Here is a 16,248-nt window from a genome sequence, read left to right as displayed (position 1 = left end):
TGCAAAAGGAGCCGGGCCTGATAGGTCAGGCTCTTTTCAATTCAAGAATAGTTATTTCAGGGAGAATGCCAATACGGCCAGGATAACCAAGGTATCCAAAGCCCCGATTGACATACAAATACTGATTTTCCTCCTGATACAAGCCTGCCCATTGTTTATAAACGTACTGAGAGGGGCTCCATTGAAAACCACCAATCTCTACACCAAACTGAAAGCCGTGTGTGTGACCAGAAAGCATCAAGTCAACGTCGCCATAGTTAGGCCTCACCTGTGCGTCCCAGTGGCTGGGGTCATGCGAGAGCAGAATTTTAAACGGGTATTCCTCTGACCCCTGATGAGCTAAATCCATTTTGCCATACTTGGCAAATCTGCCGGCTCCCCAGTTTTCGATACCAAGTATGCCTATTTGCTCACCATCCACCTTCACAGGAAGATTTTCATTCATCATCAGGCGCCAGCCTAACTCTTTGTGGGCCGCTTTAAGATCTTCTAAGTTTGCTTGCTTAGCGGCCTCTGATGACCAGTTTTTGTAGTCTCCGTAGTCATGATTGCCAAGAGTGGAGTAAACCCCCAGAGGTGCCTTTACTTTATCAAAAATGGAAATGTATTCTTTCACCTCCTCAGCCTCATTATTCACTAAATCGCCGGTAAAAAAAATAAGATCTGGTCTTTCGCCCAACAGCATTTCCACACCGCCTTTTACCGCCGTCTTGTTGAAAAAGCTGCCAGAGTGGATGTCGGAAAGCTGCCCTATCTGTATGCCGTCGAACTCTTTGGGCAGGTTGGGAAAGAAGATGGTTTTGCGCCGGATACGATAGTCATGAGCGCCACTCAAAATACCATAACTCATCGTCAATGCTGGAACAGCTCCTGCAATAAGTGCTACTTTTGAAATGAACTCCGACCTGGGAATGGCTCTTCCGTTGGGATTGATGGGCTCTGGGCTTGAAAAAATAAAGTTCCCTAGCCACTGAAAACCCCTTATAATATCTCCTACCAAAAGGAAAATGAGGGCGAACAGCTTCGACATCACGTTAATGAAGATGCCGAGCACAATGAAGGTGCGAAGGCCTTTTACAGCAGATAAGTCGGCGAAATTGACGACAAGCACACCAAGAACCGACAAAGTGGTGACGCTCCAGAAAATCCAATACACCGCTTTTCGTGTAGTGAGAGATACATCAGCTGTCGCCAGCCTCACAGCCTGGAAAACGTACCAATCAATAGCCAGTAAAAGAAGGAGCAAGAAGAATGCAAACACTATCCTGTTCATTTAGGGGTAAAATTAAATATGGTCAGCAAGAGACCTCTTTCATAAGAAAGAAAAAGAGCCCCTTTTAAGTTCACCTATATGTAGACGTTTAAAGGCCTGTGAATACTTTAAAGGGGCTCACATATTTTAGCTTATTCCGAATCTCCTGTTCACCCTGGCGAAGAACCAGTACATCACAGGCACAATCACCAGCGTAAGAAAGGTAGCGAACGTAAGACCGAAAACTATTGTCCACGACATTGGCCCCCAGAAGATCACATTATCTCCGCCCATGAAAAAGTCCGGGTCGTACTCTCTGAAGAAACCTATAAAGTCAATGTTCAATCCTATGGCCAAAGGCACCAGGCCAAGCACGGTGGTGATGGCAGTCAGTAGCACCGGACGAAGCCTGGTTTTTCCTGCGACCACAATGGCCTCATCTACTTGTTCGATATTGAGCCTTTCAACACCCAACTCTTTCCTCATTCTGCTTCTGGTAAGTTCTATAAAGTCGATAAGTACGATGGCGTTGTTCACCACGATACCAGCGAGAGAAATGATTCCAACCATTGTCATGATGACCACAAAGTCCATTTGGAAAATTACCAAACCAAGGAACACTCCAATGGTACTGAAAAGCACTGAAGTCATGATGATCAAGGGTGCCGTCATTTTATTGAACTGCGCCACAATGATCAGGAAGATCAGGAATACCGCCAGCAGCAAGGCACTGCTCAGGAAGGCCATTTCCTCTGCCTGCTTCTCCTGCTCGCCACCGAACTTGAAGGAGTAGCCCTGAGGCATATCAAAGTTCACCAGCAGCTCTTTGATTTGATCGTTGATTTCGGTTGGATTGGCTCCTCCCAGCACGTTGGAGCTGATGGTCACTACACGCTGCAGATCCTTCCTGCGTACCGAACCATAAGTAGTACTCAACTCAGCTTTGGCGACGGCAGAAATCGGTACAGACACAATTCGTCCGTTGGTTTGATCACGAAAAACCACACTCTTGTTCATCAAAGCGTCGATATCGTACCGATACTTTTCGTCAAGTCTCAGCTGCACTTCATAGTCGTCTTCGCCCTGCTTAAACTTGGAAATCTCTTTTCCAAACAACGAAGTACGCACCTCATTGGCTATCGAATAAGTTGACAGGCCAAACCTGCGGGCCTTTTCTCTGTCGATATCCACAATTAGTTCTGGCTTGCCGGTTTCAAGGTCAGTTTTAAGTCGCTCAATACCTTCAATTCCTGACTCGTTAATGAAGGTTTTCATGTCTTCTGTAATTTCGATCAGCCGGGTAAAGTCTTGTCCCGTCACTTCAATGGCAATCGGTTTGCCGACTGGCGGACCAGCGGCGTCTTTATCAACCGTGAGTGCCACACCAGGATAGCCCTGAACTGCCTCACGTATCTCGTTCATGATGTCGCTCGTCATTACCCACTCATCCGAACCTTCTCTCTTGCGGTACTTAAACTCCACAAAATTGACAGTAATTCTGGCTTTATTAGGGGTTTCAGCCTGACCAACAGCCGAAGGGTCATTGGGGTCGGCCGTATCCTGCCCTACTTTGGTCACTACCGACTCCACCATGAACTGATAAGGCTCTATTACCTTCATTACCTTCTTCTCTACCTCCTCGGTAAATGAGTTGGTGATATTGATATCCGTGCCTGATGGCTGCTCAATGAACACATTGATATACTTTGGTTCGTTCTCCGGGAAGAAGATGACATTAGGGGTAAACACCCCCATCAGGCCAAGTGAAAAGAATAACAGGAATACAGTACCGAAGAAAAAGAGCGTTGGATTCCATCCCCGCAAAGCGAACTGAAGCGTTCGGGAATATAGCCCTTCAATGAAAGGCAGAAAGGTGTCCTGAAACTTTCTGGACAGCGGAACCAGTATGTAGACGTTTAGCAGAATAAGAATCCCAAGAAGCAAAGCCAGGTTACCAAGAACATTCGCTTTTGCCAGCAGCAGCAAAGCGCCGATGACTATGCTCACTCCTGCAAATATCCATATCCTTTTATAGTTGAATGCTTGTCTGTTGTCTACCTTCATAAAGGCAGCGATCATCACTGGGTTGATCACCAAAGCCACAAAAAGTGAAGAGCTAAGCGTAACAATCAAAGTGATGGGCAAGTAACGCATAAACTGCCCCATCAGCCCTGGCCAGAAGGCCAACGGAAGAAAGGCCGCTAGCGTGGTCGCCGTGGAGGAAATAATAGGCCAGGCCACCTCTCCCACCCCCCGACGGGTAGCTTCAAGCGGCTTCATGCCCAGTTCCATCAAACGGTAAACGTTCTCCACCACCACAATACCATTGTCCACCAGCATACCGAGTGCCATGATCAGCGAGAACAGTACCATCATGTTGATAGTGATACTAAAGGCCGACAGCACGATAAAGGAAATGAACATCGACAACGGAATGGCCACACCTACAAACAAGGCGTTTCTCGTTCCTAAAAAGAAGAGAAGTACCAAAACCACCAGAATTACCCCTGAGATGATGTTATTCTCCAGGTTGCTCACCATCTCACGGGTCATTTCCGACTGATCGTTGGTAATTGCGACTTCAAGGTCGGCCGGCAGCGTATCCATCGTTTTGTCGAGGATCGCATTTATCTTTTCTGTTGTAATAAGCAGGTTTTCACCGCTTCTTTTGATCACATCCACAGAAACCACAGGCTTGCCATTCATTCTGGCGAAGCTTTGCTTTTCCTTGAAACCAAATTCAATGGTTGCTATGTCTTTGAGGTAGACGATATTGGCATTCTCATTTTTGACAATGATGTCTTCCATTTCGCTGGCCTCCTCAAACTCACCCACCACTCTAATGGTTCTTCTGATGCCATCCTCAAGAATATTTCCACCGGACAAAGAAACGTTCTCAGCGGAAATCGCATTCTCAATGTCGGAGAAGTTGACCTTCACAGCCTCCATCTTGTAGGGGTCAACATTGATTCTGACCTCTTTCTCGTCAATGCCTCTGATTTCTACTTTGCTTACCTCACTTACTTTTTCAATCTCGTCCTCAAGAATTTCCGCATAGTCTTCCAGCTCCTCCAGGGTATAATTCCCAGAAAGGTTGATGTTCATAATGGGGAACTCCGACAGGTTGAGTTCGAAGATGTTAGGATCAGTTTGCAGGTCGCTTGGCAGCTCGGGCTTGGCCCTGTCCACGGCATCCTTCACCTTCGTCAGAGCGTCTTCAATGGCCGTTTCGGCACTGAACTCAACAATTATGGTGGAGTAGTCCTGCACAGAAGTCGACTTAACATTATCAACTTCAGAGATAGTATTGATCTCTTTCTCGATCGGCCTGGTTATCAGGTTCTCTATGTCAAGCGGGGCATTGCCCGGATGGGCAGTACCTATGTAAACTATCGGCTGCTCAATTTCCGGGTAGCTGTCTTTTGGAAGCGAGATATAGGAACTCACTCCCATCACTATCAGCAAAAAAGTCAGGAAAAAAACCGTGGTTCGGTTCTTAAGAGACGCTGAGGTGAGTTTAAACTCTTTGTCAACTACCTCTTCGTTCTCTTCAGAAAACCTGTTTTCCTCCGGAAGATTATCGTTAGTATTTGTATCGTTAGCCATATGGATTCGGTTTTTGAGATAAATTACTTGCTGGCAGCTGCCAACGTCACACTAACTCCCTCGGCTACATCTCTGTACCCTTTTTCAATTAACTTCTCAGTTCCCTGAAGTCCCTTTATCACCTCAGTTTCACTTTTGAAGGTGAGCCCTGTCTCAATATGTACTTTGGTGGCTACAAGGCTACCTTCCTGATCAGCGACTGTGTAAACAAAGGTTCCTTTGTCGTCTCTCAGGATGATCTTGGTAGGTATAACCAATGCTTTGCTGCTCTTGTAGTCAATCAGTTGAAGCACTGTCACCTGATTGGGCCTTACGGTAAAGTCCAGCTTTGGCAAGCTCACTTCTACTGTGAAAGTTCTGTTCTCGCTGTTGATCACCTGACCGACCGAAAGTACCCTGGCAGTAAGTGCTTTATCCTGAACGGGGAAGTACACTTCTACCGGGTCGCCAGCAGTAAACTTGCCAATAAAAACTTCTGAGATATCAGCCTTGATATACATGTCGTCTTCGCTCAGCACACGCACTAAAGGCATGCCTGGAGAAGCGATGGAACCGAGTGTGGCCGGAATTTCATCCACTCTTCCGCTGAACGGTGCCCTAATCACTGACTGAGCGAGCTGAGAGTTCAGCGTGGCCAACCTGTCTTCCAGCGACTCCTTACGATTTTTCGCTTCCAGGTACTGCACCTCCGTGCCTATCTTTTGTTCCCAAAGCTTCGACTGTCTCTCAAAAAGTGTTTTAGCTAATTCAAGGCTGGTCTGTACCTCACTGATATTGTTGCGGATAATGTCAGCATCAAGCGTCAGCAACACCTGGCCTTTGCTCACTTTTTGACCTTCGGTAACCTGAATTGCCTGAACCTTGCCCATTGTTTCGGCGCTCATCATCACATTTTTGTGAGAAGCGACCCATCCCCTAACCTCGGTCATATGAAAAAAGTCCTTGGTAGGAACCGGCATGGTAGCCACAAGAATAGCGTTGGTATTCTCCTTGCCAAACTCAGGATCCATCTGTGCGATTTCCTTTTCGAGCGTAGTAATCTTGGCTTTCAGTTCCCGAAGCTCATTGTTGTATTCACTGAGTTCGGATTTTTTTTCTTCAATATCTGAAGGGGCCTCTCCGCATGAAACGCCTGCGAAAAGAATAGCAACTAGTGCCAGTAACTGTAAACTTTTCATGGATGATGTATATGTTTTCATAGTTTGGTTCTCCTTATTCTTTGATTAATAGTCCTTTTGCCTTATCGAGATCAACCTTAGCCACAATGGCATCGTAAAGTGCGCTGTAGTAGTTGGTCTGTGCATTTCTAAGGCTGTTTTCTGCATCGATTACCTCGAGGTTAGAGCCGACTCCCTGCTCGTATTTGATTTTGGTTACTCTGGCAATACTTTCTGCCAGCTCCATATTCTCTTCCTGCGAGGCGAGCGACTTTTGCGCATTGTCGAAGTTGAGATATGACTGTTGAATCTCAAGATCAATGAGGTTTTCCAATGACTTAAAGCCGTTGTCCAGCTTTTGTAGTGTGAGCTTCTCCTGCTGGATCTTGTAAGTGCGCTGCAGCCCCCCGAAAATTGGAACATTTAGACTTAGGCCAAACTGAGAGTAGTCATACCATTTGTCGGGCCCGACGAGATCGGAATCCTCAATGCTAGATTCAGTTCTAAAAATGCCCCCAATACCATTAGACTGCGTGGAGTAGCCCAGCGTAGCAAAGGCGTTCATAGACGGCAACGCCTCAGCGTAAAGGTTCTTAATATTTAGTTCCTGCAACCGTCTGTTTACTTCCAATACTTTATAATCCGGCCTGTTTTTGTAGTCCCAGTCGCTCCCGTTAAGTTTTTCGATAGGATCGAGCTGAACGTCCTGAATGGTGCCAGCTACTTCAATCGGCTGCTCCATCGGATAATTCATCTGAAACTTCAATATGGCCAGCCCCAGTGCATTCATATTGCTGAACTTGTCCCGCTCTGTCACCAGGTTATTGAAGCTTACCTGAATACGATCAACGTCAATTTTTTCAGCGAACCCACTAATATTCAGCGCTCTCGTGTTCCTAAGAAGGCTATCGACCCTTGCAATATTAGCATCAAAAAGCAGCATGCGTTCACGATTGATCAGAACAGCATAGTAAGCCTTTGTTACCTGCTCAACTATCTGCTCTCTGGTTTGCTCGGAAGTTTTTTGAGACAGCTCTTTGTACGTATTTGATGCCTGTAGGCCTACGATGTAAGAGCCATTGAAAATCATTTGATTGACTGTAACACTTGCGTTCCCACTACTTTTTAGTTGAAAGAAGTTCGGCGCAGCTAATACATCTCCATTTTGAGCACCAGGAATTCCTGCGGGGAAAAAGCTAAACGCATTTGGATCGTCATTGTATGTTCCATAAAAACGCTGCAGCTTCTGGTTGTGGTTAACAGAAGCACTACCAGAAATCTGCGGCAGGCCAATGCCGATAGTTTCTTTCACCTTGGCTGTAGCAATTTGCTCATCAAGTGTAGCATTCTGCGCATTAATAGAATTGGCCAGTGCATAGTCGATACACTGCTCAAGTGAAAGTGGTTCGCCGGAAGCTACCGTACCGCCGATGTCCTGAGCGCTGAGTTGGCCAGCCACCAGAAGCATTGCCACCAAAAAAATCTTCCAACTACTTTTGAGATTCATATGATTGCTTGTTAAAAATTGTGTCATAAAGTTTCCTTCCCTTATCCGTTAAAATCCCTTGTATAAAGTGATAGAATATTTGTTCGCAGACTTCCTTGAATTCAAACCTGCCCCTTGGGTAGGTATGTGCGTCAAAAGCCATTTCTACCTGCTTCATCCGTAGCACTGCAAGAATATTTTCATCGATGTCCTCTCTGAAGCTTCCTTCGGCTTTTCCCCGCTTCAAACAATCCACGATGTTCTGAGTGAATACCCGTTCTCTATACTCCTCAAAAAGTGCCCAGGCTTTGGGATGATACTTCTGAATGTCGTGAAGTACCGAAGGATGAATGGTCTCTACATTTGTTCGCATGAACTGCGAAATCTTAAATAGCTCATCGATAGAGTTGGACGACTCCTGGTGCATTTTCACAAATTCCCGGTACTCTTTTTCGCAATGATGCCCAACCGCTAACGTCACTACTTCGTCTTTATCCTTAAAAAACTGATAGATCGTTTTTTTAGAGATACCCATGTGACGGGACAGGTCGTCCATTGTCACGCTTCTAACGCCCAAACGGCAAATAAGCTGGTCAGCTTGCTCTATTATATTGTCTCTTACTTCCAAAATATTCTTCTAAACTTTGGAAACTTTTACATTACTCAAAGTTTCCGCTGTCAAAGTAACGGCTAGTTCTTGAAAAGGTTTTGAAAAAAGTGAAAATTAACTTACCGATAATAATAGTCCCTAAAGGTCTTTATTTGAGGCTATTGGGCCATTTCTTTGCCACTATTGCAAAACCACGAAGGATCGGCGGCGGCATAAATGCTACTGACTGAACTTTCAAACGTTTGCAGGTAAAAAAGTATTAAATTTGGTTTCATCATCATGCAGCAGGCTCCGGCAAAATATCTTAACTATAAAAAATATGGGACAGGCCCGAAATACCTTTTGGCATTTCATGGCTTTGGACAAACTGAGCTGGCCTTCCAATTGTTCGAAACCTCACTGGGAATAGACTATACGATCATTTCCATTGATCTCTTCTTCCATGGAAAAAGCCAGTGGCCGACTGATGAACTCCCAGTGCCGACCGAGTCGTGGCACGATTTGCTTCTGGGCATCCTGAAAGCGGAGCAAATAGATACGTTCAGCGTGATGGGATACAGCCTTGGTGGTAAACTGGCGTTGACTACGGCCATGTTGTTTCCTCACCGGGTGCAAAGAATCATTTTAGCTGCACCAGATGGTATCTACCTTAACCCGTGGTACAAAGTTGCGACTGGCACCTGGGTAATGAGGGCCATCTTTCATTATTTAAACGACCACCCTGCTCTTCTTATCCGCCTGATCTCCTTTTTTAGCCGCACCAGGTTGGTGTCGGGACGGCTGGCAAAGTTTGCTATCTCGCAGGTGGCTGATCATACCAACGGTAACAGCATTTACCACGCCTGGGTGGGCTTCAGGCATTTTACTCAAAACATAGACAAGGTGCTTCAAACTATCGACCAAAATAACATGCACGTGACGATGGTGGCTGGAAAATACGATACGGTTATTCCCTATGGCAAACTTCATGCTTTTGAAAAAAAGTGCGCCTCATCCGACTTTGTATTGATCAAAACCGGCCACAATTCTCTGCTCCAGAAATTCCACGAATCGCTCTTAGAAAACGTCCGTCCACACTCTGGATAAGCCAACCGATCCCGGGGACGATCATTCCAAACAGCTAAATTCAATTTCTCTGTATCAGGCCTCCTAAAATTACCTTTTTTAGAAGTCGACTATTTCTTTTTGTTTTAACTTTGGGCTTCAAAAATCCCATACCCAAGCGACCTCATGATTCTCTTTTTCCAGAAAGATGCTAATACATTTTATATCCTTCAAGTTGCGACCACTGCCAACGACCTGACCAGGGAAAAACTTACCTGGCTTTTCAGCGGCGGGAAGTTTATTGACAGTCCGTCAGTCGAAGGGCCATTCATTGGACCAAGGAAAGAGATGATTACACCATGGAGCACCAATGCCGTGGAAATCACCCAGAACATGGGCATCAGCGGGGTGGTGAGGATTGAGGAGTTTGTGAGAAAAGAAGCCTACCCGGGTGAATTTGATCCGATGCTGAAGGCAGTATACCCGATAATTGACCAGGATGTTTTCACTATCTCCCACGTGCCCGATGCCATTGTCGAGATCGACAATATTAAGGCTTACAGCCAGAAAGAGGGACTTGCACTCAGCCAGGAAGAAATCGACTACCTGGAATCAGTGAGCAAGTCGCTGGAACGCAAACTTACCGACAGCGAAGTGTTTGGCTTCTCTCAGGTGAATTCGGAGCACTGCCGCCACAAGATATTCAATGGCACTTTTATCATCGATGGTAAGGAGAAACCAGACACGCTTTTTCAGCTAATCAAAAAGACATCGAAAGCCAATCCCGGCTTTCTTGTTTCCGCCTACAAAGACAACGTGGCCTTTATTGAGGGACCAAGTATTGAGCAGTTTGCCCCTGCCCGTCAGGACCAGCCCGACTACTTCGAAGCTAAAACCAGAAAGAGCGTTCTTTCTCTCAAAGCCGAAACCCACAACTTCCCCACCACAGTGGAGCCATTTAATGGCGCCGCCACAGGTAGCGGCGGGGAAATCAGAGACAGGATGGCTGGCGGCCAGGGAAGCTTTCCTCTGGCAGGAACGGCGGTTTACATGACCTCCTACTCCAGGCTGTCAAGCAACCGCCCCTGGGAAAACCACAGCCCTGAGAGACCATGGCTCTATCAAACGCCTTCTCAAATCCTTATCAAGGCCTCCAATGGCGCCAGCGACTACGGTAATAAATTCGGCCAACCACTTATCACCGGGAGTCTTTTAACATTTGAGCACGAAGAAAATGGCAAGGCTCATGGCTTCGACAAAGTGATTATGCAAGCGGGTGGTGTTGGATTTGGCATCAGGGATCAGAGTCAGAAGAAGAGTGTAGAAAAAGGAGATAAGATTGTGGTACTGGGCGGAGATAACTACCGCATAGGCATGGGTGGTGGTGCCGTGTCGTCTGTGGCCACCGGCGAGTTTGGCAACTCCATTGAGCTAAACGCTGTGCAGCGCTCCAACCCTGAAATGCAGAAGCGTGTAGCCAATACCATCAGGGCCCTTGCCGAACTCGACGAAAACCCGATTTCATCGGTGCACGACCACGGGGCAGGCGGGCATCTCAATTGCTTATCCGAATTAGTCGAAGAAACCGGTGGTAAGTTTGAGATCAGCAAGTTTCCCGTCGGTGACCCCACCCTTTCTGACAAAGAAATCATCAGCAACGAGTCGCAGGAGCGAATGGGCCTTGCACTTCACGAAAAGCATCTCGACTACCTGCGCAAGGTGGCCGACAGAGAGCGTTCGCCCATGTACGTTGTGGGTGAAGCAAGTGGCGACCACAAATTGACCTTCAGGAACAAAGAAGGCAAGAAGCCTGTGGATTTTGAGCTGACTCACCTTTTCGGCTCATCTCCTAAGACTATTCTGGAAGACAAGGAAGAAACAGCCAGCTATCAATCCATTCTGGTTTCCTCTGACAAGGTGAAAGACTACCTGTTGAAAGTATTGAAAATGGAAGCAGTGGCTTCCAAAGACTGGCTTACCAACAAAGTAGACCGCTGCGTTACCGGCAAGGTGGCCAAGCAGCAGACCTGTGGTGAGTTGCAAATTCCTCTCAACAACCTCGGCATTATGGCCCTCGACTTTGGCAGCAACAAGGGAGTGGCCACCTCCATTGGGCATGCCCCGGTGCCAGCGCTCATCGACGAAAAGGCTGGCTCCAGGCTGGCCATCGCTGAAAGCTTGACCAACCTGGTTTGGGCTCCGCTGGAAGGGGGCATCAAGGGCGTTTCACTCAGTGCCAACTGGATGTGGCCCGCAAAAAACAAGGGAGAAAACGCCAGACTGTATAATGCCGTGCAGGCTGTCAGCGATTACGCCTGTGCATTAGGCATAAATATACCAACAGGAAAAGACTCCCTGTCGATGACGCAGAAGTACCCAGGCAAGACGGTTTATTCGCCAGGCACTGTTATCATTTCTGCCGTCGGCCAGGTAACAGACATCCGAAAGACAATTGAACCGGTAGCCAAAGTCGTTGACGGCAGCAAACTGCTCTACCTTAACCTTGGCAGCAAAGGCTTCGAACTGGGCGGCAGCACGCTCGGTCAGGTATTGAATAGGCTGGGTGGCTCAACACCTGATGCGGCAGAAGCAGATTACTTCTTAAAGGCATTCAGCCTGATGCAGCTGCTTATCAGCGAGGGGCTTATCATTGCCGGCCACGATGTTTCGTCGGGAGGCCTCGTCACCACACTTTTGGAAATGTGCTTCCCGTCTACCTCAGTAGGTATAAAAGTGAACTTGGATGGCTTGAATGAGCCCGATGCTGTTAAGGTACTTTTCAGTGAAAATCCAGGGCTGGTGGTTCAAACAACCGATGCATCAAGGCTTGAAACCATTTTCACTGAAACAGGCATCAGTTGCAGCGTTATTGGAGAAGTGACCTCAAAGTCCAGCGTAGAAATTAAACTCGGAAGTGATAGCTGGACGTTTGACGTGGCCCAAATGCGCAAAGAGTGGGCAGAAACTTCCTGGCTTTTGGACAAAAAACAAACCAAAGAGGGCTTTGCTGACACCAGATTTAATAACCTCGGCAAGCAGCCATTGAAAATCAATCTCCCTTTACAATTCGGGGGCAAACTTGCTGATTACGGCCTTTCATTTACCAGACCAAAGACAACCGGCATAAAAGCAGCCATCATCAGAGAGCAGGGCAACAACAGCGACCGTGAAATGGCCTATTGCATGTGGCTGGCAGGCTTCGATGTAAAGGACGTGCACATGACTGATCTTATCAGCGGCAGGGAAGATTTGTCAGAGGTCAACCTGATCGTGTTTGTGGGCGGCTTCTCCAACTCAGATGTGTTGGGCTCTGCAAAAGGCTGGGCGGGCTCCTTCCTTTACAATGACAAGGCCAAAAAAGCGCTGGACAATTTCTATGCCCGTGAGGACACACTCAGCCTCGGTGTATGCAATGGCTGCCAACTGGCCATGGAGCTTGGCCTGATCTACCCTGAGCTGGACAATCACCCAAAGATGCATCACAATACCTCAGGCAAGTTTGAGTGCACCTTTACAGATGTTGAAATTCTAGAAAACAACTCCGTGATGTTTGGTTCACTGGCAGGCAGCAGACTTGGCATTTGGTCAGCGCACGGTGAAGGTCAGTTTGTTTTTGCTGAGCCGGAAAAGATCAATATTGCCGCTAAGTTTGCTTATTCATCCTACCCGGCCAACCCCAACGGGTCGCAGTTCGACACGGCCTGCGTGGTAAGCCACAACGGGCGCCATGCAGCTATTATGCCGCACCTGGAAAGATCGATGTTCCCATGGAACTGGGGCTACTATCCTGACGGCAGGAAATCAGATGAGGTAACGCCGTGGATGGAGGCTTTTGTGAATGCGAGGAAGTGGGTGGAATCTCATTAACGAGCCTCTAGAGAATTCATGAATAGCAAATGGAGCCCGTTCGAAATCCTTTTCCTATCTGTATTTCTTATTGCTGCAGCATACATAAATTTTCAAGCTGACAATGGCGTTTTTAACTTCTCTGTAGCGGCCTCAGGAATACTGTGTGTTGTATTGACCGCTAAAGGCAAAGTGTCTGCCTATTTTTTTGGGCTGTATAATACTGTTTCGTATGCATATCTGGCGCATATCAACGGCCTCTATGGCGAGCTAGGTCTGAATCTGATATTTTTCACACCTATGAATTTCATCGGTTTTTTTCTCTGGCAAAAAAATCTGGAAAACGGGCTGGTGAAAATGAGGAAGCTAACAGCTATGAGCGGGCTTCTGCTAACACTCTCGACAATAATTTGTACCGTTATATTGGGCTATTTGCTATCCTTAATTGAAAGCCAAAATACCCCATTCATTGATGCTTCAACCAATATACTTTCCATAGCCGCTACTATTCTTATGACATTGAGATATAAAGAGCAATGGCTGCTATATATTGTTCTAAATATTTTGACCATTATAATGTGGTATCAGCGGCATCGATCTGGTAGTCAGGAGGGCGAAATTATGATCTTGATGTGGGTTGGCTATCTAATCAATTCATTTTATGGCTACATAAATTGGAGTAGGTATGCATCAAAATAAGACTACTGGCCTCACCTTAGGTAAATTTGCTCCCTTACACAAAGGGCATCAACTAGTTATAGAAACTGCGTTACGAGAAGTCGATCATTTAATCATCATGATTTATGACACCGACGTCACTACTATACCTTTACAGGTGCGAGTCAAATGGATAAAGTGCCTTTATCCGAATAGTACAGTCATCGAATGCTGGGATGGCCCAGAGGGGTACGGTTCCGAGAGATCATTTGAAATATTACAGGAAGAATATATACTAAAAATGCTGAATGGGAGGAAAATTAGCCATTTCTATTCCAGCGAATTTTACGGAGAGCATGTTAGCGAAGCCCTAGGCGCAATAGACAGACGAATTGACGAAGCGAGAATCCAGATCCCTATCTCAGCAACACAGATTCGACAAAATTCCCACAAGAATAAAGAGTTTATTTCACCAATAGTTTACAAAGACCTCATTACCAAGGTAGTGTTTGTTGGAGCGATGTCAACCGGAAAGACTACTATTGCCGAAGCCCTTGCCGAAAAATACAATACGTCTTTTTCACCTGAGTATGGCCGAGAGTATTGGGAAGCTCATCAACTCAACAGAAGAATACCTTTTGAAGCATTTGATGAGATTGCGAAGAAGCATATTGAATTGGAAGAGTTGAATATACTAGAAGCAAACAACTATCTATTCGTAGATACAAATGCACTTACCACAAGAATGTATAGCATAGACTACCATTCTAAGTGCTCAGATTTCCTGGAAAACCTCGCTTTAAAAAACCAAAAAGGTTATGACCTTTTCTTTCTGTGTGAAGATGATATCCCATATGATGACACCTGGGACAGAAGTGGTCCACAAAAACGTGAAGTATTTCAAAAGAAAGTCAGAGCTGATCTCCTGGAAAGAAAAATCCCATTCATTCCTTTAAAAGGAAGCCTTGAACAGAGAATAAAAAAGGTGGATGAAGTGTTGACCAGGTTTGTTAAGTACAACAACTTTTTTGGCCAGTAGAGCAATTCTTGCCTAAAAATAGAATTCGACTGCCTAAATCAATTCCACTCCAAAAAACTTCTGCAACACAGTAAGCAGGAACATAGCTCCCAACACCACAGGGCAAACGTAGACTATCATCAGATTGAAGAACTTTTCAATGAACGATCCCCTGTAGGAAGGGTTTCCATGGCTTATTTCTTCGCTAAGCCCGGCAGTTTTCCATCTGGTGGATATGAAAACACTCAAAAGGAATCCACCAAGTGGCAGGCTAATCACAAAAAAGAGATCCTGCACCAAGTCCATAAAGGACTTAACTCCACCCTCATAGCTAACGAATTCCGTAAAAGCACCCACAGCGCCGAAGCCAAGCATGCTCGGCAAGCCAATAAGGAATATTAGGAGCGCCATTGCTGACACCGCCTTTTTCCTTGACCATTTCTTTTCGTCCACCAGAAAGGCAACCGGCACTTCCAAAAGGGATATTGTGGAGGTCAGCGCTGCAAAGCAAAGCAGCAGAAAGAACCCGCCACCAACAATTTTGCCGATAAGTGGCCCCATGGTCTGAAACACACCCAAAAGCGCTACAAACACAAGCCCGGGGCCTTCAGCAGGCGACTGGCCTTGAGAGAATACCAAGGGAAATATCATCAACCCGGCTAGGAAAGCCACGGCTGTATCAGCAATGGTCACGAGAATTGCAGAATTAACGATGTTGTCATTCCTGCTAATGTAGGATCCGTACGTGATCAGCGCTCCCATTCCAAGACTGAGAGAGAAGAAAGCCTGTCCCAAAGCGGTGTAAATCGTTCGACCGTTGATCAAACTAAAGTCGGGAAGCAAATAGAAGCTAACACCGTCCATGGCGTTGGGTAATGTCAGTCCGTAAATAATAATGAAGATGAGAATCAGAAACAGCGTGGGCATCAGCACTTTGGAAGTGCCCTCTATCCCCTTCTGCACCCCTCTGTAAACGATATAGGCTGTGATCACCATAAAGGCGATGCTAAAGAACAAATTGTCTCTGAAGTCGGCCACGTAGGCCGAAAAGAAGCCACTGTAGTCTTGCTCATTCAACAGATTCCCGAAGCTTAATTCGAGGAAGTAGCCAAATGCCCAGCCTGCCACTACGTTGTAAAATGACAGGATCATCACTCCACATATGATCCCAAACAAACCTACGTACGCCCAGGACTTGCCCCCAAGTTTTTTATATGCACCATAAGGATTCGATTGCGCCTTTCTTCCAACGGCGATCTCTCCTACCATTATCGGCAAGCCGATGAGAAAAATCCATCCAATATATACCAGCAAAAACGCTGCTCCGCCATTTTGCCCCGTCACGTAAGGAAACTGCCATATATTTCCCAGCCCGACCGCCGAGCCAGCCGCAGCTGCAATAAATCCAAGTTTATTAGAAAATCCTCCCCTGGCCGCCATCTATAGTTTTTTGTGTCTCATTAAAAAATCAAGCCGGAAGATAGGCCCATATTAAGTTTTAATCAAAACAAACTTGCTAAATGGACATTCGAATAGCTTTCCCACGCCCTCCCCCGAAAGCGCTCTGCTCAA

Annotated in this window: 10 protein-coding genes; 4 read left to right on the top strand and 6 right to left on the bottom strand. The window is 46.3% G+C overall.

Translation table 11 applies throughout. From position 1 onward, the window contains the following. Positions 1–25 precede the first annotated feature (25 nt). From GC130_RS18315 to GC130_RS18295, 5 genes are all read right to left on the bottom strand, one after another. On the bottom strand, positions 26–1,273 hold the full coding sequence (locus GC130_RS18315) for a metallophosphoesterase (RefSeq protein WP_151999797.1): 1,248 nt from the start codon (positions 1,271–1,273) through the stop codon (positions 26–28). Positions 1,274–1,399: 126 nt separating this feature from the next. Further along, positions 1,400–4,858 (bottom strand): efflux RND transporter permease subunit, encoded by a 3,459-nt coding sequence (locus tag GC130_RS18310; RefSeq protein WP_151999796.1) that lies wholly within the window; start codon positions 4,856–4,858, stop codon positions 1,400–1,402. Positions 4,859–4,881: 23 nt separating this feature from the next. Beyond that, on the bottom strand, positions 4,882–6,036 hold the full coding sequence (locus GC130_RS18305; protein WP_151999795.1) for an efflux RND transporter periplasmic adaptor subunit: 1,155 nt from the start codon (positions 6,034–6,036) through the stop codon (positions 4,882–4,884). A gap of 34 nt (positions 6,037–6,070) precedes the next feature. Beyond that, positions 6,071–7,522, bottom strand: coding sequence for a TolC family protein (locus GC130_RS18300; protein ID WP_193217904.1), 1,452 nt, complete (start codon positions 7,520–7,522; stop codon positions 6,071–6,073). After that, positions 7,506–8,129 carry a TetR/AcrR family transcriptional regulator gene (locus tag GC130_RS18295; protein ID WP_193217903.1) on the bottom strand — a complete coding sequence of 208 codons (624 nt, stop codon included), beginning with the start codon at positions 8,127–8,129 and terminating at the stop codon, positions 7,506–7,508. Before GC130_RS18295 ends, GC130_RS18300 begins: the two co-directional genes overlap by 17 nt. A gap of 261 nt (positions 8,130–8,390) precedes the next feature. On the opposite strand from GC130_RS18295, the gene GC130_RS18290 reads away from it, so the two are divergent. The 4 genes from GC130_RS18290 (at position 8,391) to GC130_RS18275 (ending at position 14,697) form a co-directional block, all read left to right on the top strand. Then, positions 8,391–9,197 carry an alpha/beta fold hydrolase gene (locus GC130_RS18290; protein WP_151999792.1) on the top strand — a complete coding sequence of 269 codons (807 nt, stop codon included), beginning with the start codon at positions 8,391–8,393 and terminating at the stop codon, positions 9,195–9,197. A gap of 144 nt (positions 9,198–9,341) precedes the next feature. Then, positions 9,342–13,022 (top strand): phosphoribosylformylglycinamidine synthase, encoded by a 3,681-nt coding sequence (gene purL / locus GC130_RS18285; protein WP_151999791.1) that lies wholly within the window; start codon positions 9,342–9,344, stop codon positions 13,020–13,022. Between the two features lie 18 nt (positions 13,023–13,040). Beyond that, positions 13,041–13,700, top strand: a complete 660-nt coding sequence (gene pnuC, locus GC130_RS18280; RefSeq protein ID WP_151999790.1) for a nicotinamide riboside transporter PnuC — start codon at positions 13,041–13,043, stop codon at positions 13,698–13,700. Next, positions 13,687–14,697: an AAA family ATPase gene (locus tag GC130_RS18275; RefSeq protein WP_151999789.1), complete on the top strand. Its 1,011-nt coding sequence runs from the start codon at positions 13,687–13,689 to the stop codon at positions 14,695–14,697. The genes pnuC and GC130_RS18275 overlap by 14 nt, the downstream gene beginning before the upstream one ends. Before the next feature lie 33 nt (positions 14,698–14,730). Here the strand turns inward: GC130_RS18275 and GC130_RS18270 are convergent, their stop codons facing one another. Continuing rightward, a complete protein-coding gene (locus tag GC130_RS18270; protein ID WP_151999788.1) occupies positions 14,731–16,116 on the bottom strand; it encodes a sodium-dependent transporter in 1,386 nt (461 codons plus the stop codon). Between the last annotated feature and the right edge of the window lie 132 nt (positions 16,117–16,248).

Source organism: Imperialibacter sp. EC-SDR9, from assembly GCF_902498805.1.
Lineage (GTDB): Bacteria > Bacteroidota > Bacteroidia > Cytophagales > Cyclobacteriaceae > Imperialibacter.
This window is presented reverse-complemented; position numbering and strand designations above follow the sequence as displayed.